The organism is Streptomyces sp. JLBT605 (genome assembly GCF_058215555.1).
In genome coordinates this window covers 1148185-1170102 of record NZ_CM177087.1, presented here as the reverse complement: position 1 = coordinate 1170102, position 21918 = coordinate 1148185, and the positions used below count along the sequence as shown (strand labels likewise).

Annotated in this window: 17 protein-coding genes; 6 read left to right on the top strand and 11 right to left on the bottom strand. The window is 72.0% G+C overall.

The features are described 5' to 3' along the window. Positions 1-18 precede the first annotated feature (18 nt). Positions 19-969: a hydroxymethylbilane synthase gene (gene hemC / locus AC4BDD_RS05445; protein WP_490689821.1), complete on the bottom strand. Its 951-nt coding sequence runs from the start codon at positions 967-969 to the stop codon at positions 19-21. Positions 970-1153: 184 nt separating this feature from the next. Here hemC and AC4BDD_RS05440 point away from each other — a divergent pair, with 184 nt between their 5' ends. From AC4BDD_RS05440 to AC4BDD_RS05430, 3 genes are all read left to right on the top strand, one after another. Next, positions 1154-2698: an AlkA N-terminal domain-containing protein gene (locus tag AC4BDD_RS05440; RefSeq protein ID WP_490689820.1), complete on the top strand. Its 1545-nt coding sequence runs from the start codon at positions 1154-1156 to the stop codon at positions 2696-2698. A gap of 89 nt (positions 2699-2787) precedes the next feature. After that, on the top strand, positions 2788-3288 hold the full coding sequence (locus AC4BDD_RS05435) for a methylated-DNA--[protein]-cysteine S-methyltransferase (protein ID WP_490689819.1): 501 nt from the start codon (positions 2788-2790) through the stop codon (positions 3286-3288). A 104-nt stretch (positions 3289-3392) separates the two neighbouring features. Continuing rightward, positions 3393-4517, top strand: a complete 1125-nt coding sequence (locus AC4BDD_RS05430) for a glycerate kinase family protein (RefSeq protein WP_490691674.1) — start codon at positions 3393-3395, stop codon at positions 4515-4517. Positions 4518-4640: 123 nt separating this feature from the next. Here the strand turns inward: AC4BDD_RS05430 and pssA are convergent, their stop codons facing one another. The 9 genes from pssA to AC4BDD_RS05385 form a co-directional block, all read right to left on the bottom strand. Continuing rightward, the gene (gene pssA, locus AC4BDD_RS05425) at positions 4641-5501 is read right to left on the bottom strand and encodes a CDP-diacylglycerol--serine O-phosphatidyltransferase (protein WP_490689818.1); all 861 of its coding nucleotides are present in this window, start codon (positions 5499-5501) and stop codon (positions 4641-4643) included. After that, positions 5488-6150, bottom strand: coding sequence for a phosphatidylserine decarboxylase (locus AC4BDD_RS05420; protein WP_490691673.1), 663 nt, complete (start codon positions 6148-6150; stop codon positions 5488-5490). Before AC4BDD_RS05420 ends, pssA begins: the two co-directional genes overlap by 14 nt. A 168-nt stretch (positions 6151-6318) precedes the next feature. Then, complete coding sequence (locus AC4BDD_RS05415) at positions 6319-7533, bottom strand: acyl-CoA dehydrogenase family protein (RefSeq protein WP_490689817.1); 1215 nt, start codon at positions 7531-7533, stop codon at positions 6319-6321. 1 nt (position 7534) lies between these two features. Beyond that, a complete protein-coding gene (locus AC4BDD_RS05410) occupies positions 7535-8047 on the bottom strand; it encodes a MaoC family dehydratase (RefSeq protein WP_490689816.1) in 513 nt (170 codons plus the stop codon). 88 nt (positions 8048-8135) lie between these two features. Continuing rightward, complete coding sequence (locus AC4BDD_RS05405) at positions 8136-9113, bottom strand: HpcH/HpaI aldolase/citrate lyase family protein (RefSeq protein WP_490689815.1); 978 nt, start codon at positions 9111-9113, stop codon at positions 8136-8138. Next, a complete protein-coding gene (locus AC4BDD_RS05400) occupies positions 9110-11122 on the bottom strand; it encodes a protein meaA (RefSeq protein WP_490689814.1) in 2013 nt (670 codons plus the stop codon). Before AC4BDD_RS05400 ends, AC4BDD_RS05405 begins: the two co-directional genes overlap by 4 nt. Positions 11123-11142: 20 nt before the next feature. Continuing rightward, on the bottom strand, positions 11143-12480 hold the full coding sequence (gene ccrA, locus AC4BDD_RS05395; RefSeq protein ID WP_490689813.1) for a crotonyl-CoA carboxylase/reductase: 1338 nt from the start codon (positions 12478-12480) through the stop codon (positions 11143-11145). Between the two features lie 368 nt (positions 12481-12848). Continuing rightward, complete coding sequence (locus AC4BDD_RS05390) at positions 12849-13658, bottom strand: TetR family transcriptional regulator (RefSeq protein WP_490689812.1); 810 nt, start codon at positions 13656-13658, stop codon at positions 12849-12851. Between the two features lie 85 nt (positions 13659-13743). Next, a complete protein-coding gene (locus tag AC4BDD_RS05385) occupies positions 13744-15480 on the bottom strand; it encodes a 3-hydroxyacyl-CoA dehydrogenase family protein (RefSeq protein WP_490691672.1) in 1737 nt (578 codons plus the stop codon). A gap of 464 nt (positions 15481-15944) precedes the next feature. On the opposite strand from AC4BDD_RS05385, the gene AC4BDD_RS05380 reads away from it, so the two are divergent. Then, a complete protein-coding gene (locus AC4BDD_RS05380) occupies positions 15945-16664 on the top strand; it encodes a HEAT repeat domain-containing protein (RefSeq protein WP_490689811.1) in 720 nt (239 codons plus the stop codon). Positions 16665-16825: 161 nt separating this feature from the next. On the opposite strand, the gene AC4BDD_RS05375 is transcribed toward AC4BDD_RS05380, so the two are convergent. Then, entirely contained in the window at positions 16826-17866 is a 1041-nt protein-coding gene (locus AC4BDD_RS05375) for an Rv2578c family radical SAM protein (protein WP_490689810.1), read from the bottom strand. Positions 17867-18043: 177 nt separating this feature from the next. On the opposite strand from AC4BDD_RS05375, the gene AC4BDD_RS05370 reads away from it, so the two are divergent. Next, positions 18044-18487, top strand: a complete 444-nt coding sequence (locus tag AC4BDD_RS05370) for an SRPBCC family protein (RefSeq protein ID WP_490689809.1) — start codon at positions 18044-18046, stop codon at positions 18485-18487. Between the two features lie 402 nt (positions 18488-18889). Next, a complete protein-coding gene (locus tag AC4BDD_RS05365) occupies positions 18890-21730 on the top strand; it encodes an MFS transporter (RefSeq protein ID WP_490691671.1) in 2841 nt (946 codons plus the stop codon). Positions 21731-21918: the final 188 nt, after the last annotated feature.

Sequence of the window (21918 nt, the reverse complement as noted above, 5' to 3'; positions counted from 1 at the left end):
ACCGCGGGCCAGGTCCGCTCAGTGCGGGATGCGGTCGATCAACTCCCGCGCGCCCTGGCGCAGCAGCGCCACCGCCACCGAGGTGCCCAGCGTCGCCGGGTCCAGCGGCCCGGCCCACTCGTGGGCGTCCAGCACGGTCTTGCCGTCCGGGGTGAAGACCCGGGCCCGCAGGGAGAGCCGGCCGTCCCGCTCGGCCCGCGCGAAGCCCGCGATCGGCGAGTTGCAGTGTCCTTGGAGCACGTGGAGCAGCATCCGCTCCGCGGTGATCTCGCGCCAGGCGTCCGCGTCCCCGAGCCCGGACACCGCCTCGATGGTCGCGGAGTCGTCCTCCCGGCACTGCAACGCCAGCACCCCGGCACCGATCGGCGGGCACATGACGTCCACCGACAGCACCTCGCTGATCCGGCCGGTCTCCCCGATCCGCTCCAGCCCGGAGGCCGCCAGCAGCAGCGCGTCGCACTCGCCCGCGTCCAGCTTCGCCAGCCGCCGGTTGGCGTTGCCGCGCATCGGCACGCACTCCAGATGCGGGTGGGAGATGGCCAGTTGGGCGCTGCGGCGCACCGAGGAGGTGCCGATCCGGGAGCCCGCGGGCAGCTCGTCCAGGGTCAGCCCGCCCGGGTGCACCAGCGCGTCACGGATGTCGTCGCGCTTGAGGTACGCGGCGAAGACCGTGCCGGCCGGCAGCGGCCGGTCGGCGGGCACGTCCTTCACGCAGTGCACCGCGAGATCGGCCTCGCCCGCCACCAGCGCCGCGTCCACCTCCTTGGTGAACGCCCCCTTCCCGCCGAGCGCGGCGAGGTCACCCATCCACCGGTCGCCGGAGGTCGTCACCGGCACCACCTCGGTGCGGATTCCCGGGTGCAGCGCGGTCAGTTCGGCGCGCACCCGCTCGACCTGGGCCAGGGCCATGGGGGAGGACCGGGAGACGATGCGGATCGTGGAGGCGGCGGGGCCGGACGCTGAAGCCATGGCGTCCACCATAGGGCGTGTGACGGGTCGCCGAGCTCACCGCCGATGCCGCGCGCGCCCGCCGTCGAGCCCTTTTCCCGCTGGCAGTCACGGCTTTCCAGGTCCTCGGCCGAGCGCTCGGTCCCGCCACGGCCATGTCGGATTTCCGCCAGTCCCCGCCCCGTCCGTGCCCGATGCTTAAGCCATGCACACCGACCACGACCGCTGTGTCCGGGCCGTGCGGTCCAAGGACGCCCGCTTCGACGGCTGGTTCTTCACCGCCGTCCTCACCACCCGCATCTACTGCCGCCCCAGCTGCCCGGTCGTCCCGCCCAAGGTCGAGAACATGACCTTCTACCCCAGCGCGGCCGCCGCCCAGCAGGCCGGGTTCCGCGCCTGCAAGCGCTGCCGCCCGGACGCCACACCCGGCTCGCCGCGCTGGAACGAACGCGCCGACGCCGTCGCCCGCGCCATGCGGCTGATCGCCGACGGCGTCGTCGACCGGGAGGGCGTCCCCGGTCTCGCCGGCCGCCTCGGCTACAGCACCCGGCAGATCGAGCGCCAGCTCCGCGCCGAACTGGGCGCCGGCCCACTGGCCCTGGCCCGCGCGCAGCGCGCCCAGACCGCCCGGCTGCTGATCGAGACCAGCGCGCTGCCCATGACGGACATCGCCTTCGCCGCCGGCTTCGCCAGCGTCCGGGCCTTCAACGAGACCGTGCGCGAGGTCTTCGCCCTCTCCCCGACCGAGCTGCGCGCCCGCGCAGGCGGCAAGGCCGCGGCCGCCGCGCCCGGCGTGCTCAGCCTGCGCCTGCCGTACCGCGCGCCGCTGTGCCCGGACAACCTCTTCGGCCACCTCGCCGCCACCGCCGTCCCCGGCGTGGAGGAGTGGCGCGACGGCGCGTACCGCCGCACCCTGCGCCTGCCCTACGGCCGGGGCGTGGCCGCGCTGCGCCCGCACCCCGACCACATCGCCTGCCGGCTCTTCCTCACCGATCTGCGGGACCTGGCCGGGGCGATCAGCCGGTGCCGGCGCCTGCTCGACCTGGACGCCGACCCGGAGGCCGTCGACGAGGCGCTCGGCGCCGACCCGGTCCTCGCGCCGCTGGTGGCCAAGGCGCCGGGGCGCCGGGTACCGCGCACGGTGGACGCCGAGGAGTTCGCGGTACGGGCCGTGCTGGGCCAGCAGGTGTCCATCGCGGCCGCCCGTACCCTGGCGGCCCGGCTGGTGACCGCGCACGGCGACCCGGTGGACGACCCGGAAGGCGGACTGACCCACCTCTTCCCGACCGCACACACCCTGGCGGATCTGGACCCCGCCCTCCCTCCCCCAGCTACCGCTGGGAGGTGCCCCCAGCCCACCACCACCCTTGACGGTCGCTCCGCGGCCCCTCCGATACTCGCCATGCCCGTCGCCCGGCGCACCACCCTCACCGGACTGGTCCGCGAACTCGCCACCGGGGCGCTCACCCTCGGCGTCGGCAGCGACTGGGCGGAGTCGCGCCGCCGGCTGGCCGCGCTGCCGGGACTGGGCCCCTGGACGGTGGAGATCATCGCGATGCGGGCGCTCGGCGACCCGGACGCCTTCACCGCCACCGACCTCGGAGTGCGCCGGGCCGCCCGGGAGCTGGGCCTGCCCGCCACCCCCGCCGCGCTCACCCGCCACTCCGCGTCCTGGCGCCCCTGGCGCGCCTACGCTGTCCAGTACCTCTGGGCCACCGCCGACCACCCGATCAACCACCTGCCCGGGTGACCGCGTCCCCCGGCGCCCCATCGAGCGGCCCACACCCAGCAGCACGCCGGCCGGCGGCACGCCGGCCGGCAGAGCACCCGGAAGGGACCATGCGCGTCCACACCGTCATCGACAGCCCCTACGGCCTCCTCACCCTGGTCGCCACCGACTCCGTCCTCAGCGGGCTCTACATGACCGACCAGCGCCACCGCCCGGCCGAGGAGACCTTCGGCCCGCCGGACGACACCCCGTTCGCCGAGGCCATCCGCCAGCTGCGGGCCTACTTCGCGGGCGAGCTGACCGACTTCGACCTGCCGCTCCACCTGGCCGGCACACCCTTCCAGCAGCGGGTGTGGAACGAGCTGCGGAACATCCCGTACGGCGAGACGATCTCCTACGGCACGCTCGCCGAACGGCTGGGCCGGCCGACCGCCTCCCGCGCGGTGGGCCTGGCCAACGGCAAGAACCCGATCGGCATCATCGTCCCCTGCCACCGCGTCGTCGGCGCCTCCGGCAGCCTCACCGGCTACGGCGGCGGCCTGGAGCGCAAGCGCCGGCTGCTGGACTTCGAAAGCGGCGCGGCCGCCCCCGACCAGCTCTTCCGGCTGTAAGGCTTCCGTCGCGGGTGGTGGTGGGTGAGGGGCGGGCCGTATAGGCTCGCAGCGGCGCGACTCCTGTGAAACAGCAAGGGGTAGCAAAGGTGACGGACACGCGTGTGCTCATCGCCGCGGACAAGTTCAAAGGCTCGCTCACGGCCGTCGAGGTCGCGGAGCATGTCACCGCCGGGCTGCGGCGTGGCGCGACCCGCTCGCTGCGGGTCGAGGCGCTGCCCGTCGCCGACGGCGGCGACGGCACGGTCGACGCGGCCGTGGCGGCCGGTTTCCGGCGCGCCGAGGCGCGGGTCACCGGCCCGCTCGGCGAACCGGTGACGGCGGCGTACGCGCTGCGCGGGACCACGGCCGTGGTCGAGATGGCCGAGGCGTCCGGCCTGCGCCATCTGCCGCCGGGCGTCTTCGCCCCGCTGAGCGCCACCACCTACGGCACCGGCGAGCTGCTGCGCGCCGCCCTCGACGCGGGCGCCCGCACCATCGTCTTCGGTGTCGGCGGCAGCGCCACCACCGACGGCGGCGCGGGCATGCTCAGCGCTCTGGGCGCCCGCTTCCTGACCGCCTCCGGGGAACCGGTCGGGCCCGGCGGCGGCCCGCTGCGCGAGCTGGCCACCGCCGACCTGTCCGCTCTGGATCCGCGGCTCGCCGGCACAGAGATCATCCTCGCCAGCGACGTGGACAACCCGCTGACCGGGCCCAAGGGCGCCCCCGCGGTGTACGGCCCGCAGAAGGGCGCCTCACCCGCGGATGTGGCCGCCCTGGACGCCGCCCTGGCGCACTACGCCCACATCCTGGAGGAGACCGCCGGCCCGCAGGCCGCGGCCCACGCCCAGGCCCCCGGAGCGGGCGCGGCCGGCGGGATCGGCTACGGCGCCCTGGTCGGCCTCGGCGCGTCCTTCCGCCCCGGCATCGAGGTGATGCTCGACGTCCTCGGCTTCGGCCCGGCGCTGGAGCGGGCGGATCTGGTGATCACCGGCGAGGGCTCGCTGGACGAGCAGACGCTGCACGGCAAGGCCCCGGCCGGCGTGGCGGCCGCCGCGCGCGCCAAGGGGAAGCGGGTGCTGGCCGTCTGCGGCAGGCTGGCCATCGAGCAGCCCGCGCTCACCGCGGCGGGCATCGAGCGGGCCTACGCCCTGCTGGAGCTGGAGCCCGACCCGGAGCGCTGTATGGCGGAGGCGGGAGCCCTGCTGGAACGCGCGGCGGAGCGCCTGGCGGCGGACCACCTGGCCTGAGGTCTGGGCCGAAGCACGCCGGGGCCCTGAGAAACCCCGCAGGCCCGGAAAACGCGGTGGGCCAGGGTGATCGATCTCGATCGCCCTGGCCCACCGGATGTATCCGGCCCGCCGTACCGTCCCTTACGGCAGCTGCGCGGCTCGCGCTTCGCGCCGGTTGTCGCGGAAGGTGTTCACCCGCCGCGCGGTGGCGAAGAGCGGGATGACCGCGCCCATCACCAGCTGCAGCGAGCACGCCGTCTGGAGCAGCAGCTCACCGCCCGGCGCCTCGAACGCCCAGGCCGCCAGCAGTCCCATGCTGGTGACGATCCAGCTGAGCATGGCCACCGCCAGCCGACCCCGCGGCTTGGGGTACTCCACGCGGCTCACCATCAGCCACGCCACGCCCACGATCGCCAGCAGCGTCGGCACGAACGGCAGGCCCAGGAGGACCACGGAGACCACGGTCAGCGCGCCGAACGGGCTCGGCATGCCCTGGAACATGCCGTCCTTCATCGTCACGCAGGAGAATCTGGCAAGTCTGAGGACGACCGCGAGCAGCACCACGATCCCCGCCAGCGCCGACACCCGCTGATGCGCGCCGTCGGTGACCATGCCCCAGACCAGCACGAAGTACGCCGGGGCGAGCCCGAAGCTGATCAGGTCGGAGAGGTTGTCCAGCTCGGCCCCCATCGCCGAACTGCGCAGCTTCCGTGCCACCAGTCCGTCGAAGAGGTCGAAGACCGAGGCCAGCAGCATGAGCATGACCGCGGTGGCGGCGCTGTGCCGGGTCATGCCGCCGTCCTCGTTGCCCGTGAGGTGCGGGATGAGGACGCCGGTGGTGGTGAAGTACACCGCCATGAACCCGCACGTGGCGTTACCGAGCGTGAGGGTGTCCGCTATCGACAGCCGCGTGGACAGCGGCATCTCGTCCGTGTCATCGGCGTCGACCTCGGCCTCCGGGACCCAGGTCGTGGCCTGGGTGTCGGGATCAAGCACGGTCAAGACGAGTCACCCCCGCCACAGTGGGCTGACCCACCTCGACCGCGACCTCGATCCCCTCCGGGAGGTAGATGTCGACGCGCGAGCCGAAACGGATCAGCCCGACGCGCTCGCCCTGCTCCACCTTGGTGCCCTGCGGGATGTACGGCACGATGCGGCGGGCCACGGCACCGGCGATCTGGATCATCTCGATGTCACCGAGCTCGGTGTCGAAGTGCCAGACCACCCGCTCGTTGTTCTCGCTCTCCTTGTTGAACGCCGGAACGAACCCGCCGGGGATGTGCTCGACGGAGGTCACCGTGCCGGCCAGCGGCGCGCGGTTGACGTGGACGTTCAGCGGGCTCATGAAGATCGCGACGCGGGTGCGCCCGTCCTTCCACGGCATGATGCTCTGCACCACGCCGTCGGCCGGAGAGATGACGCGTCCTTCGGCGATCTCTCGCTCAGGGTCGCGGAAGAACCACAGCATGCCCGCCGCGAGCGCGGTGGTGGGCACGGCGAGGGCGGCCCAGCGCCCGGAGCGACGGGCACGAGCGGCCGTGAGGCTGACCGCCGCCGTGGCGACGGTCGGGAGGAGCCACGGCGATGCTCCGCGCGCGAGGCGTACGCCAAGGAGGCTGTCGCGTTGTGCAGAGGAATGGCTGTGGGGCATGGATGACCTTCGTGCGGAGGATGCCGCGTAGCGAAAATGGGGACGGCGGCTTTCCGGGATGGTATCGGTTGCGAGCGGTAACTGGGCAAGCGCCAAGGCCAGTCGGTGGCTCACATCCGCTTGCGGGGTGTGATCTTGTTCTCGCCGATACCATCCCGAATGGGACATTTAACCCTGGAGGCGGTACTCCTCCAGTAGCCGTCGTCCGATGATCATTTTCTGAATCTCGGCGGTGCCTTCGCCGATGAGAAGCATCGGGGCCTCGCGGTAGAGGCGCTCGATCTCGTACTCCTTGGAGAATCCGTAGCCGCCGTGGATGCGGAAGGCGTCTTCCACGACCTCTTTGCAGTACTCCGAGGCCAGGTACTTGGCCATGCCCGCTTCGAGGTCATTGCGCTGGCCTGAGTCCTTTTTCCGGGCAGCGTTGACCATCATCGCGTGGGCGGCCTCGACCTTTGTCGCCATTTCGGCCAGTTTGAACTGGATGGCTTGGTGCTGGGCGATCGGCTTCCCGAAGGTGGTTCGCTGCTGTGCGTATGCAACGCCCAGCTCGAAGGCACGCTGCGCGACGCCGCAGCCACGAGCGGCCACGTTGACCCTGCCGACCTCTACGCCGTCCATCATTTGGTAAAAACCGCGCCCGGTGGTCCCGCCGAGCACCCGATCGGCCGGAATGCGCACTCCGTCCAGAATCAGCTCGGTGGTGTCGACGCCCTTGTAGCCCATCTTGTCGATCTTGCCGGGGACGGTGAGTCCCGGCCTGACCTCGCCGAAGCCCGGCTCCTTCTCGATCAGGAAGGTGGTCATCGACTTGTGCGGCTTGGCGGCGGCCTCCTCGGGGGACAGCCCCTCGTCGGTCCGGCACAACACGGCCACCAGCGACGAGGTGCCGCCGTTGGTCAGCCACATCTTCTGGCCGGTGAGGACGAACTCGTCGCCGTCCCGCTCGCCCTTGGTGCTGATCGCCGAGACGTCCGAGCCCAGCGCCGGCTCCGACATCGAGAACGCGCCGCGGATCTCGCCCAGCGCCATCTTCGGCAGGAAGTAGTCCTTCTGCTCCTGCGTGCCGTGCTGCTTGAGCATGTAGGCGACGATGAAGTGGGTGTTGATGATCCCCGAGACGCTCATCCAGCCGCGGGCGATCTCCTCCACGCACAGCGCGTATGTGAGAAGAGACTCACCGAGCCCGCCGTACTCCTCGGGGATCATCAGCCCGAAGACCCCGAGTTCCTTGAGGCCCTCGACGATCTGCGTCGGGTACTCGTCGCGGTGCTCCAGCTCGGTGGCGACCGGCAGGATCTCCTTGTCGACGAAGTCACGGACCGTGCGCAGGATCTCCTGCTGGATGTCCGTCAGGCCCTCGGTCTGCGCGAGACGCCCCATCTCACTTCTCCCGTTCCTGCAGCTGGGGCCGGCCGGGCTGCTCCCCGCCGCGCTCCTTGATGTACGTGGCGGTCGGCACCATGACCTTGCGCCGGAACACACAGACCAGGGTTCCGTCCTGCTTGTAGCCCTTGGTCTCGACGTAGACGATGCCGCGGTCCGACTTGGACTTCGACGGCGTCTTGTCCAGCACGGTGGTCTCGCCGTAGATGGTGTCGCCGTGGAAGGTCGGCGCCACGTGCCGCAGCGACTCGATCTCCAGGTTGGCGATCGCCTTCCCGGACACGTCCGGCACGGACATACCCAGCAGCAGCGAGTAGATGTAGTTGCCCACCACCACGTTCTTGCCGAAGTCCGTGGTCTTCTCGGCGTAGTTGGTGTCCATGTGGAGCGGGTGGTGGTTCATGGTGAGCAGACAGAAGAGGTGGTCGTCGTACTCGGTGACCGTCTTCCCCGGCCAGTGCTTGTAGACGTCACCGACGGTGAACTCTTCGTAAGTGCGACCAAATTGCATGTGATGCGTCCCTCCGGGGTGCTATCCCAGGCCCCTGCGGGGCCTGGGATGGGGGTGTAGCGTCGCGGCCCGACCTGCGGATCCGCCGTCAGGCGGAAGGCGCCTCGAACTTGCTGGTCCGGGTCATGCCGGCGGCGCGGCCCTTGCCCGCGATCACCAGCGCCATCTTCCGGCTGGCCTCGTCGATCATCTCGTCGCCGAGCATCGCCGAGCCCTTCTTGCCGCCCGCCTCGGAGGTGCACCACTCGTAGGCGTCCAGGATCAGCTCGGCGTGGTCGTAGTCCTCCTGGGAGGGGGAGAAGACCTCGTTGGCCGCCTCGACCTGACCGGGGTGGAGCACCCACTTGCCGTCGAAGCCCAGCGCCGCGGCGCGGCCGGCCACCTCGCGGTACCCGTCGACGTTCTTGATCTGGAGGTACGGGCCGTCGATCGCCTGGAGGTCGTTGGCGCGGGCGGCCATCAGGATCTTCATCAGGATGTAGTGGTAGGCGTCGGCCGGGTAGCCGGGCGGCTGCTCGCCGACGACCAGCGACTTCATGTTGATGGAGGCCATGAAGTCCGCCGGGCCGAAGATGATCGTCTCCAGACGCGGGGACGCCTGGGCGATCGCGTTGACGTTGTTCAGCCCCTGGGCGTTCTCGATCTGCGCCTCGATGCCGATCCTGCCGACCTCGAAGCCCATCGTCTTCTCGATCTGGGTCAGCAGCAGGTCCAGCGCCACGATCTGCTGGGCGTCCTGGACCTTCGGCAGCATGATGCAGTCGAGGTTCTGGCCGGCGCCCTCGACGACCGTGATCACGTCCCGGTAGGTCCAGTGGGTGGTCCAGTCGTTGACCCGCACCACCCGGGTCTTGCCGGTCCAGTCACCCTTGTTCAGGAAGTCCACGATGGTGTGCCGGGCGCCCTCCTTGGCGAGCGGCGCGCAGGCGTCCTCCAGGTCCAGGAAGACCTGGTCGGCGGGGAGGCCCTGGGCCTTCTCCAGGAAGCGCGGATTGCTGCCCGGAACGGCGAGGCAGGAGCGGCGCGGACGCAGCCGGTTCACCGGGCCTGCGGCAATCTCAGTCATGCGGGGACCTCCAGGGGGTCGAGCTTGTTCGCTTTCCGGATCTCGTCGACGATACGGCCGATGATCTCAGTGATGCCGAAGTCCTTCGGGGTGAAGACGGCGGCGACTCCGGCCTCGCGCAGCGCCGCGGCATCGGCGGCGGGGATGATCCCGCCCGCGATGACCGGCACCTCACCGGCGCCGGCGTCGCGCATCCGGTGCAGCACGTCCGGTACCAGGGCGTCGTGCGAGCCGGAGAGGATGGACAGGCCGACGCAGTGCACGTCCTCCGCGACGGCCGCCGAGACGATCTGCTCGGGGGTGAGCCGGATCCCCTGGTAGATCACCTCGAAGCCGGCGTCGCGGGCGCGCACCGCGATCTGCTCGGCACCGTTGCTGTGCCCGTCCAGGCCGGGCTTGCCGACCAGCAGCCGCAGCCGGCCCGAACCGAGGTCGGCGGCGGTCCGCTCGACCTTCTCGCGCACCGCGGCGAGCGGGGTGCCGGGCTCGGCGGTGACGGCGACCGGGGCGCTGCTGACCCCGGTCGGCGCGCGGAACTCGCCGAAGACGTCGCGCAGCGCCCAGGACCACTCGCCGGTGGTCACCCCGGCGCGGGCGCATTCCAGGGTGGCGGCGAAGAGGTTCGTCTCGCCCGCCGCGGCCTTCTTCAGCGCCGACAGCGCCTCCTGGGCACGAGCCTCGTCCCGGTCGTCCCGCCACCGGTCCAGGGCCGCGACGACCCGCGCCTCATTGGCCGGGTCGACCGTCATGATGGCGGTGTCCAGGTCGGCGGTGAGCGGGTTGGGCTCGGTGGACGCGTAGCAGTTGACGCCGACGATCTTCTCCTCGCCGGCCTCGATGCGGGCCCGGCGCTCGGCGTGCGAGGAGACCAGCTCGGACTTGAGGTAGCCGGACTCGACGGCCGCCATCGCGCCGCCCATCTGCTGGATCCGGTCGATCTCGGCCAGGCAGTCGGCGACCAGCGAATCGACCTTGGCCTCGATGACGTGGCTTCCGGCGAAGATGTCCTCGTACTCCAGCAGGTCGCTCTCGTGCGCGAGCACCTGCTGGATGCGCAGCGACCACTGCTGGTCCCAGGGGCGGGGCAGGCCCAGCGCCTCGTTCCAGGCGGGCAGCTGGACGGCCCGGGCGCGGGCGTCCTTGGAGAGGGTGACGGCCAGCATCTCCAGCACGATGCGCTGGACGTTGTTCTCCGGCTGCGCCTCGGTCAGGCCGAGCGAGTTGACCTGGACGCCGTACCGGAAGCGGCGCTGCTTGGGGTTCTCGATGCCGTACCGCTCACGCGTGATCTGGTCCCAGATGCGGCCGAAGGCCCGCATCTTGCACATCTCCTCGATGAACCGGACGCCCGCGTTCACGAAGAAGGAGATCCGGGCGACGACGTCGCCCTTGCGGTCCTCGGGCACCTGCCCGGAGGCGAACACCGCGTCGAGCACGGCGATCGCGGTGGACATCGCGTAGGAGATCTCCTGCACCGGCGTGGCCCCGGCCTCCTGCAGGTGGTAGCTGCAGATGTTGATCGGGTTCCACTTGGGGATGTTGTTGACCGTGTACGTGATCATGTCGGTGGTCAGCCGCAGCGAGGGGCCGGGCGGGAAGACGTGCGTCCCGCGCGACAGGTACTCCTTGACGATGTCGTTCTGCGTGGTGCCCTGGAGCAGGCGGACGTCGGCGCCCTGCTCCTCCGCGACGACCTGGTACAGCGCGAGCAGCCACATGGCGGTCGCGTTGATGGTCATCGAGGTGTTCATCTGCTCCAGGGGGATGTCCTGGAACAGCCGCCGCATGTCGCCCAGATGGGCGACCGGGACCCCGACCCGGCCGACCTCGCCGCGGGCGAGGATGTGGTCGGGGTCGTAGCCGGTCTGCGTCGGGAGGTCGAACGCGACCGACAGACCGGTCTGGCCCTTGGCGAGGTTGCGCCGGTACAGCTCGTTGGACGCCTCGGCCGTGGAGTGCCCGGCGTACGTCCGCATCAGCCACGGACGATCCTTCTGACGCTCAGTCATCTGGGTGTCGTTCCTCGGGCTCAGATGTTCCGGAAGCGGTTGATGGCGTCGATGTGCTGGGCGCGGAACTCCGGGTCGCGCACGCCCATGCCCTCCTCGGGGGCCAGGCAGAGCACGCCGACCTTGCCCTGGTGGAGGTTGCGGTGGACGTCGAAGGCGGCCTGCCCGGTCTCCTCCAGGGTGTACGTCTTGGAGAGGGTCGGGTGGATCTTGCCCTTGGCGATCAGGCGGTTGGCCTCGTACGCCTCGCGGTAGTTGGCGAAGTGCGAGCCGATGATCCGCTTCAGCGACATCCACAGGTACCGGTTGTCGTACTCGTGCATGTAGCCCGAGGTCGAGGCGCAGGTGGTGATGGTGCCGCCCTTGCGGGTGACGTACACGGAGGCGCCGAAGGTCTCGCGGCCGGGGTGCTCGAAGACGATGTCGATGTCCTCGCCGCCGGTGAGTTCGCGGATGCGCTTGCCGAAGCGCTTCCACTCCTTGGGGTCCTGGGTGTGCTCGTCCTTCCAGAACTTGTAGCCCTCGGCGTTGCGGTCGATGATCGCCTCGGCACCCATCGAACGGCAGATCTCCGCCTTCTGGGGCGAGGAGACGACACAGATCGGGTTGGCGCCGCCGGCCAGCGCGAACTGCGTGGCGTAGGAGCCGAGTCCGCCGCTGGCGCCCCAGATCAGGACGTTGTCGCCCTGCTTCATGGCGGCACCGTTGCGGGAGACCAGCTGGCGGTAGGCGGTGGAGTTCACCAGGCCCGGGGCCGCGGCCTCCTCCCAGGTGAGGTGCCTCGGCTTCGGCATCAGCTGGTTCGTCTTGACCAGCGCGATCTCCGCGAGGCCGCCGAAGTTGGTCTCGAAGCCCCAGATCCGCTGCTCGGGGTCGAGCATGGTGTCGTCGTGGCCGTCGGGCGACTCAAGCTCGACGCTCAGGCAGTGCGCGACGACCTCGTCGCCGGCCTGCCAGGCGTTGACGCCGGGGCCGGTGCGCAGCACCACGCCCGCCAGGTCCGAGCCGATGACGTGGTACGGCAGGTCGTGCCGCTTGGTGAGCGGGGAGAGCTTGCCGTACCGCTCCAGGAAGGCGAAGGTCGACACCGGCTCGAAGATCGAGGTCCACACCGAGTTGTAGTTGACCGAGCTGGCCATCACGGCGACGAGCGCCTCGCCGGGGCCGAGCTCGGGGACGGGGACCTCGTCCAGGTGCAGGGACTTGCGGGGGTCCTTCTCCCGCGAGGAGAGGCCGGCGAACATCTCGGCCTCGTCCTTGTGCACGGTGATCGCGCGGTACGACTCGGGCAGGGGAAGGGCCGCGATGTCCGCTGGCGTGCTGTCGGTCGCGAGGATCGCGTCCAGGATCTCGTTCACTTGGGGCCTCCGGCGAAGCGTGGGGAACGCTTGAGGGAACGCTGGGGTCGATGACGGTGTGGGTGGTGCTGGGTGTGTGCCGTCGGTTCGGCGGAGGTGATGCTCGGCGTGCGCGGGGTGGGGCGCTTGAGGGTGCCTGTGACGCAGGCGTCCGGGCGCGCAACGCGGGTGTTGCGGGGACAGCCGACGCACGACGCTCGGGTCAGTGCGCCGGCCGCCCGGACACCTTCAAGGTATGGCACGGCGTGCCATGGTTCAAGACACTGGGTGCCAGCAGTTTCAAACAGTTGTCGCACGCCGTGCACATACGAGCGGCGGCGGCCGCCCCAAACAGGGGCAACCGCCGCAAAGTGTTCAGTCGTGTGCGCTCAGCTCTTCTTCAAGGCCCGTTCGATGGTCCGCATGACCTCGTCCAGCGGCGCGTCCGTGCGCGCCACCGCGACCAACACCTCGCCGTCGGTGGAGGTGGTGGCGGCCGGCTTCCGCTCGGTCTCCGTCCGGCCGGCCCCGATGCCGGTCCCGAAGGTCTCCCGGACGATCGCGAAGGCGTGGTCGAGCTGGGCCTCCACATCGCCCTGCCCGCCCGCGCGCAGCCAGCGCCGCAGCACGTGGTTGTGCGCGGTGACCACCGCGGACGCCGCGACCTCGGCCAGCAGCGGATCGTCGTCCCCGGCCTGGTGCGCCCCCTCGTCGAAGTGGCCCAGCAGATAGCGGGTGAACAACCGCTCGTAGCGCGCCACGGAGGCGATCTCGGCCTCCCGCAGGGCGGGTACCTCCCGGGTCAGCCGGTAGCGCTCCACGGAGGCCGCCGGGGAGGCCGCGTACATCTTCATGACCTCCTTGATGCCCCGGCACACCGTGTCCAGCGGGTTCTCGTGCGGCGGAGCGGCCTCCAGCACCGCCTCCGCCCGCACCAGGGTGTCGTCGTGATCGGGGAAGATCGCCTCTTCCTTGGAGCGGAAGTGCCGGAAGAAGGTGCGCCGGGCGACCCCGGCGGCCGCCGCGATCTCGTCGACCGTCGTCGCCTCGTATCCCTTCGTCGCGAACAACTCCATCGCGGCGGCGGCCAGTTTGCGGCGCATGCTGAGCCGCTGGGCGGCGGCGCGGCGGGAACCTGCGCTCTCGGTGCCGTCGGAGGACGTCCGGTTCGGACGGGCGGATTTCACGGGCTGGGACATGTGGGGAACGTAACACGCCGGTGAGTGTGTGTGCGGGGGCGGACCGCCGTCGGGCTCCAGCAGCCCGCCCCATCCCGGACCCGGGTCAGACCTTCGCATACTCGCGGAAGCCGCGGCCGGTCTTCCGCCCCAGGCACCCCGCCGCGACCAGGTGCTCCAGCAGCGGGGCCGGCGCCAGGCCCGGCTCCCGGAACTCCCGGTGCAGCACCTGCTCGATGGCGAGCGACACGTCCAGCCCGACCACGTCCAGCAGCTCGAACGGACCCATCGGGTAGCCGCCGCCCAGCTTCATCGCCGCGTCGATCTCGTCCAGCGAGGCGTAGTGCTCCTGGACCATCTTCACCGCGTTGTTCAGGTACGGGAACAGCAGCGCGTTCACGATGAACCCGGCCCGGTCCCCGCAGTCCACCGGGTGCTTGCGGACCTGGGCGCACACCGCGCGCACCGTGGCGTGCACCTCGTCGGAGGTCAGGACGGTCCGCACCACCTCGACCAGCTTCATCGCCGGCGCCGGGTTGAAGAAGTGCATCCCGATCACGTCCTGCGGCCGCGAGGTCGCCCGCGCGCAGGCGATCACCGGCAGCGAGGAGGTGGTGGTGGCCAGCACCGCGCCGGGCTTGCAGATCGTGTCCAGCGTCGCGAACAGCTGCTGCTTGACGGCGAGGTCCTCCGCGACCGCCTCCACGGCCAGATCCACCTCGGCGAAGGCGTCCAGCGACCCGGCCGGGGTGATCCGGGCCAGCGTCTCCTCCCGGGCCTCGGCCGTCATCCGCCCCTTGGTCACCGAGCGCTGGAGCGACTTGGCGATCCGGGCCTTGGCCACCTCGGCCTTCTCGTCGCTGCGCGCCGCCAGCACCACCGCGTAGCCCGCCTTGGCGAAGACCTCGGCGATACCGCTGGCCATGGTGCCCGAGCCCGCGACACCCACGCTGCGCACGGCGCGGCCCGCGCCGAGCGCGTCGGCGCCGGCCGGCGTCAGGGCGTCCGGCACGACCTCCGCGCTGCCCGGCTCCTGGTAGCTGTAGAAGCCGCGGCCCGCCTTGCGGCCGGTCAGGCCCGCCTCGCTGAGGTGGCCGAGGATGGGCGCCGGGGCGTGCAGCCGGTCGCCGGACTCGGCGTACATCGCCTCCAGGACGGTACGGGCGGTGTCGACGCCGATCAGGTCCAGCAGGGCGAGCGGGCCCATGGGCAGGCCGCAGCCCAGCCGCATCGCGGCGTCGATGTCCTCACGGGTGGCGTACTTCGACTCGTACATCGCCGCGGCCTGGTTGAGGTAGCCGAAGAGCAGCCCGTCGGCCACGAACCCCGGCCGGTCGCCCACCGCCACCGGCTCCTTGCCCAGCTCGCGGGCGAGCTCGGTGACCGCCGCGACCGCGGCCGGCGCGGTGAGCACCGAGGACACCACCTCGACCAGCTTCATCGCCGGCGCCGGGTTGAAGAAGTGCAGACCCAGCACCCGCTCGGGGCGGGCGGAGTCGGCGGCCAGCCGGGTCACCGACAGCGCGTTGGTGCCGGTGGCCAGGATCGTCTCCGGGCGCACCACCGCGTCCAGGCCGGTGAACACCGCGTGCTTGAGGTCGTAGTCCTCCGGCACCACCTCGATGACCAGGTCGGCGTCGGCGGCGGCCGCGAGCTCGCCCGAGGTGCGGAAGCGGGCCAGGATCTCCTTCCGCTCCTGCTCGGTGATGCGCTCCCGGCTCACCGAGCGGGCGGTGGACGTCTCCAGCGCGGCGACGGCCTGCCCGGCCGCGGCGGCGCTGATGTCGATGCCGATCACCTGGCGGCCGGAGCGGGCCAGCACTTCGGCGATGCCGGCGCCCATGGTGCCGAGACCGACGACGGCCACGGTGTGCAGGCCGGCGGCCGAGGAGGCGGAGGGTTCGGGGGTGGAGGGGGATTCAGGGGTGGACGACGTGCCCATCACGTGACTCCGTAAGGGTGTTCCCCGGACATGGGGAAAGGTGACGGCTGAGGAGGGCTCCGGATCCGGCGAAACCGCCACGGGCGTTCGCCGGAAAGGGAGTCAGGCGCTTCTGGGCGGGCACCACTGGTCGTAGAAACCCGCGAAGAAGGCTTGCGGCGGGCCCTGTCCCGGGGCCGTGCCGTGTGCGTGATCGAGTGCCGAACCGACGTCACTCTCGGCGGCTGCGTCACCAGGCCGCCCGAGCACGAGTGCTGCTCGTGGCCGGGAGCTTAACTCGCGGGTAACCAGCAACGCCAGAGCTCGTTACGACTCTTGCGTTGTGGCACGCGCCACAACGCACAGCACCGGGGAGGGATCGGGTCATGGAAGACGACTTCCGCGCACTGGCCGACAGGGTGCGAGCATCGCTCACGTCCCCTGAGGAGACCGCCGCGTACGCCGCGCTGCTGGCTCTCGTGCGGGACCGCACCCCGGCCGCGCGCGAGAAGCTCGCCCGTGTCCTGGTCGCGCCCGAACAGCCGCTGTGGGCGAGGGAGACCGCCGCCTACGTGCTGGGCAGCGCGGGGGACCGGCGCGCCTTCGAAACCCTGGTACTGATGCTCAACTACCGCGACCCGGTGCGCTGCGTGACCGCCGCCCGCGCCCTCGCCCGGCTCGGCGACCCGCGCACCGCCCGCGCCGCCGCCGCCCTCGCCACCAATCCGGTGCGCACGCACTACGCCCTGCACCCCATCCGGCTGCTGGTCGAGCTGCGCGCCCCCGAGGCGGTGCCCGCGCTGATCGCCACCCTGGAGCGGCTGCTGTCCGCACGGGACCACCACTGGCCGATCGCCCGGGCCTGTGTGGAGGGGCTGGGGGCGCTCGGCGACCCGCGGGCCATCCCGGTGCTCACCGTGGCCAGCTCCTATCCCCAGCTGACCGCCGCGGCGTCCGCGGCGCTGGCCCGCGCCGAGTCCGGGACGGAGATCAAGCGGGAGCCGCCCGGCCGGCCCGGCCCGCCACCGCAGCGCGGAGCGCGCGCCGGGGCCCCGGCCTCCCACGGCCGCCCCGGCCTGCGCCCCCGACCGGGCACCCGGCCCTAGCCGGGCACCCGGCGCCGGCGCGCCGGCGCGGCCTTGGCCAGGCACCCGGTTCGAGGGATACCGGCCTCAGTCAGGCACCGGGCCCCGCTGCTGTGGCGTGGGCTTGGCCAGGCGCCCGACTGGGGGAGAGCCTCCGCGGGCCGGTCACCGGCCCTGGCCGCTCACAGCAGCGTCAGCTGGGTGGGCTGGGTGGGCTGGGCGGCCTCGGGCTCGGGCCGGTGCTCGGGGATGCCCCGGGCGGCCCCGGCCCGCGCGGGGCCGATGCCGTACTCGGCGGCGAGCTCGTGTACCTGCCGGGTGATGCGCCGCTGATACCCCTTCGGGGCGTACGCGCCGTCCGCGTACAGCGCCTCGAACCGGCGCACCAGACGCGGATGGCGGCGGGCCAGCCAGGTCATGAACCACTCCCGGGCGCCCGGCCGCAGGTGCAGCACCAGCGGGGTCACCGAGGTGGCGCCGGCCGCGGCGATGGCCCGGACGGTGGCCCGCAACTGGGCCGGATCGTCGCCCAGATACGGAATGACCGGGGCCATCAGCACACCGCACGGGATGCCGTGGTCGGTGAGGGTGCGCACGACGTCCAGCCGCCGCTCGGGGGAGGGGGTGCCCGGCTCGACGGTGCGCCACAGCTCCCCGTCGGTGAAGCCGACGGACACCGAGACGCCGATCTCGGTCCGCCGCGCCGCCGTCCGCAGCAGCTCCAGATCGCGCAGGATCAGGGTCCCCTTGGTCAGGATCGAGAAGGGATTGCGGTACTCGGTCAGCGCCGAGAGGATCCCCGGCATCAGCCGGTACCGCCCCTCGGCGCGCTGGTAGCAGTCGACGTTGGTACCCATCGCGATGTGCTCGCCGCGCCACCGGGGAGCGGCCAGCTCGCGGCGGAGCAGCTCCGGGGCGTTGACCTTCACCACGATCTGGGAGTCGAAGCCGAGTCCGGTGTCGAGGTCGAGGTAGCTGTGCGTCTTGCGGGCGAAGCAGTAGACGCAGGCGTGGGTGCAGCCCCGGTAGGGATTCACCGTCCACTCGTAGGGCATCCGGGAGGCGCCGGGCACCCGGTTGACGATCGACCGCGCCCGGACCTCGTGGAAGGTGATCCCCCGGAACTCGGGGGTGTCGAAGGTGCGGGTGGTGACCTCGTCCGCCCCGAAGAGGGCGGATGCGGCAGCGGCCCCCTCCCGGTGGCTCAGGTTGTCCCAGCGCATGGCACACCCCTTTCGTGGTCGACCACGTTCGAGAATAGAACATATGTTCAATGCAGGTGGCGTCAACCCTGGATTTGGGCGGCCGAGCGTGAGGGTGATTGGGTTGCCGCGAGTCGAAGACGCCGCCGCTCCAACCCAGTCGTCTCAGCGGTCGGCGCACCAGCCAGGAGGAGAGCTATGGGGCAGGTCGAGGCCACCACGGAGCGGATCGTCAGCGGACAGCCGGAGGACGTGTTCGACGCCCTCGCCGACTACCGCGGCACCCGCGCCAAGCTGCTGCCCGGGCAATTCAGCGAGTACGAGGTGCGCGAGGGCGGCGACGGAGCGGGCACGCTGGTGCACTGGAAGCTCCAGGCGACGAAGAAGCGGGTCCGTGACTGCCTGCTGGAGGTCACCGAGCCGAGCGACGGCCGGCTCGTCGAGAAGGACCGCAACTCCTCGATGGTGACCACCTGGACCGTCACTCCGGCCGGCGAGGGCAAGGCGCGGGTCACCGTCACCAGCACCTGGACCGGTGCGAGCGGCGTCGGCGGCTTCTTCGAGCGGACCTTCGCGCCCAAGGGACTGAGCCGGATCTACGACGAGGTGCTCGACCGGCTCGCGGCCGAGGTGGAGAAGTAGGTCGGAGAGGAACCTCTCACATCACCGGATCGGGTGGTTTCCCTCGCGGGGCGAGGGTGCGGCGTAGCCACTCCGACCGGGGAGAAGGTGCTTTGTGTGCCTCTCTCCTCCGAATCGTCGTGCTTGCTCGTGGTTGTCGCGTAATGCGAGAAATGGGCGGCGGCGCAGGCGCGACGAGGGGAGAGGCACGTGGGCGGGGGCACCTTGCTCAGGGACGAGGACGGTCCGGGCACGCCCGTCGCGGTCGGCAACGGGGGGTTCCTCGAGGTCGTCCTGGAGACGGCCGCCGATGCGGAGCCGGCCGGCCCGACGACGGCAACCGGATCCGATCCAGCCGGTCTGGGCACGGCCACCGGCGGTGAGTCGGCCGGCCGGAAGGTGGCAACCGGGCCGGGTGCGGCCATGGACGCGCGCACGGCGACGGGCTCGGATCGGGGCGGACCGGCGGGCGGGTCGGAACGACACGGACCGGCGGGCGGCCCGGAGGCCGCGGCGGTGCCGGGCCCGCGCGCCGCGACGGCCGGCGGCAGGCACCCGGAGGCCCGGCGGACGCCCGGCGCACCGCGGCCGAGGACGGCACCCGCCGAGCCGGGGAACGACCAGGCGGCGCCCGAGCACTGGCCGGGTGGCGACGCGGCGTCAGGCCGGCGATCCGGCGGCCAGGAGGCGCCTGAATACCTGCCGGGTGGCCAGGGGGCGCCTGAGAGCTGGCCCGACAGCCAGGCGGCGTCCCAGCGCCAGCCGGACAACCAGGCGTGGGCCCAGCACCGGCCGGGCGGTCAGGCGGAGCCCAAGGACCAGCCGGGTGGCGCCGCGGCGTCGGGCCGGCGGCCGGGCGGCGAGGCGGACTCGGGGCACGGCGCGGCGCGGGCCCCGCTCAGCCCGGCGCGGGTGCGGATGATCTTCTTCGGCCTGATGCTGTCCCTGCTGCTCGCCGCCCTCGACCAGACCATCGTCGCCACCGCGCTTCCCGAGGTGGTCGGGGATCTGCACGGCGTGGACAAGATGTCGTGGGCCGTCACCTCCTACCTCCTCGCCTCGACCGTGGTGCTGCCGATCTACGGCAAGGCGGGCGACATGATCGGCCGCAAGAGCGTCTTCGTCTTCGCGATCGTCGTCTTCGTCGCCGGCTCCGCCTTCGCGGGCTGGGCGCGGACCATGGACCAGCTGATCACCGCCCGCGCGATCCAGGGCGTGGGCGGCGGCGGGCTGATGATCGGCGTGCAGGCGATCATCGCGGACATCGTGCCGCCCCACCGGCGCGGCCGCTACATGGGACTGATCAGCGCTGCCTTCGGTCTCGCCTCCGTCGCCGGGCCGCTGCTCGGCGGCTACTTCACCGATCACGCCTCCTGGCGCTGGTGCTTCCTGGTCAACGTTCCCTTCGGACTGGTCACCCTCGCCGTGGTCGCCGTCGCCCTCAAGCTGCCCAGGCCCACCCGGCGGGCCCGGTTCGACGTCCTCGGCGCGCTGTTCCTCACCGGGGCGTCCACCTGCCTGGTGCTGCTGACCAGTTGGGGCGGTACGGAGTACGCGTGGACCTCCGAGGTCATCCTGGGGCTGGGCGGTGGCGCCCTCGGCGGCGTACTGCTCTTCCTGGTCGTCGAGACCTTCGCCGCCGAACCCCTCATTCCGCTGCGGCTGTTCCGCGACTCCGTCTTCACCGTCACCTCCCTCATCGGGCTGGTGATCGGTGTCGCGCTCTTCGGCGCCGCCACCTACCTGCCGACCTTCCTGCAGATGGTGGACGGTGTCAGCGCCACCGACTCCGGGCTGCTGATGCTCCCGTTGATGGGCGGCATCGTGCTGGCCTCGCTCGTCTCCGGCACGCTGATCAGCCGGACCGGCCGCTACGCGTTCCTCCCGCCGGTGGGCTTCGCGGTCGCCGTGGTCGGCATGGGGCTGCTCTCCCTGCTGGAAGCGGACACCTCGCGGCCGGTCTACAGCCTCTGGATGGCGCTCCTCGGCGCCGGCGTCGGCCTGGTCATGCCGGTGCTGATGCTCGCCGTGCAGAATTCCGCGGACCCCGCCGACCTGGGCGTGGCCACCAGCGCCGGCAACTACTTCCGGCAGATCGGCGGCAGCGTCGGCGCCGCCGTCTTCGGCACCCTCCTCGCCGACCGTCTCGCCGACCGGCTGGCGGCCGAGCTCCCCGCCGACCGGCGGCTCCCCGACCCCGAGTCGATCACCCCGGAGATGGTGCGGGCACTGCCCGCCGCGCTCCGCGACGGCTATCTGGCCGCGTACGCCGACGCCATGCCGCGGATCTTCCTCTACCTGGTGCCGGTGCTCGGCCTGGGGTTCCTGCTCGCCTTCCTCCTCAAGGAGATTCCCTTGGTGTCCCCTGCCGAACACGCTCCCGCCGCCGACCAGTCCGTCCCCGGCCCGCGCCTCGCCGAGCACGGGCCCGCCGACCGGCCGGGCACCGCCACAGCCACCGCTACCGTCACCGGAGGCACCCCGGTCTGCGGCACGGTCGCCCACCATGACGGCAGCACCGTGCCGCGCGCGGCGCTCACCCTGATCGACGTCATGGGCCGTCAGGTCGGACGCGGAGCCACCGGCGAGGACGGGCGGTACGCGATGGCCACCCCCGGCGCCGGATCGTATGTGCTGATCGCGGCGGCCGGCGGGCATCAGCCGCAGGCCGTCACGGTGACCGTCGGCGAACGGCCGGTGGAGCTGGACGTGGTGCTCGGCGGGGCGGGCCGGCTCGCCGGGGCGGTCTCCACCGCCGACGGCACCCCGGTCCGCGACGCCCTGGTGACCCTCACTGACGTGCGCGGCGAGGTGGTGGCCTCCACCCGCAGCGGACGTGAAGGTGGCTATGTCATCACCGAGTTGGTGGCGGGGGAGTACACCCTGGCCGCCAGCGCGCCCGCCTTCCGGCCCGCCGCGCTGCCGGTGACCGTGCAGGCCGCCCGGGAGACCCGGCAGGACATCGAGCTGGCGGGCGGCGCGGTGCTGCGCGGTGTCGTACGGGCCGGTGGCGGCCGGCCGGTGGCGGACGCGCGGGTCACCCTGCTGGACGCGGCGGGGAACGTGGTGGACACCGTGACCACCGCCGAGGACGGGGCGTTCCGCTTCATCGACCTGTCCGGCGGCGAGTACACCGTGATCGCGGCGGGCTATCCGCCGGTGGCCACCGTGCTCCAGGTCGCCGGTGGCGGCCGCACCGAGCGCGACCTGCAACTCGGCCACGAGGACCGGTCCGTGCCGCACCGGAGCCCGCGGACCATCTGACGCGGCGGCGGGACGGGCGGGACGGGCTGGACGGGCGGGGACGCGCAAGGACGGGACACGGGACAACGGGGCGGGGTCGGTAGCGACAGCCGGGCGGGGGCGCGGGACCGGCCGGCGGAAGGGCAGGCAGGAGCGGGACGGCGCGCGGGCGGGGCGGATGGTGGGCCATTCGTGGGACGGCGTGGGCC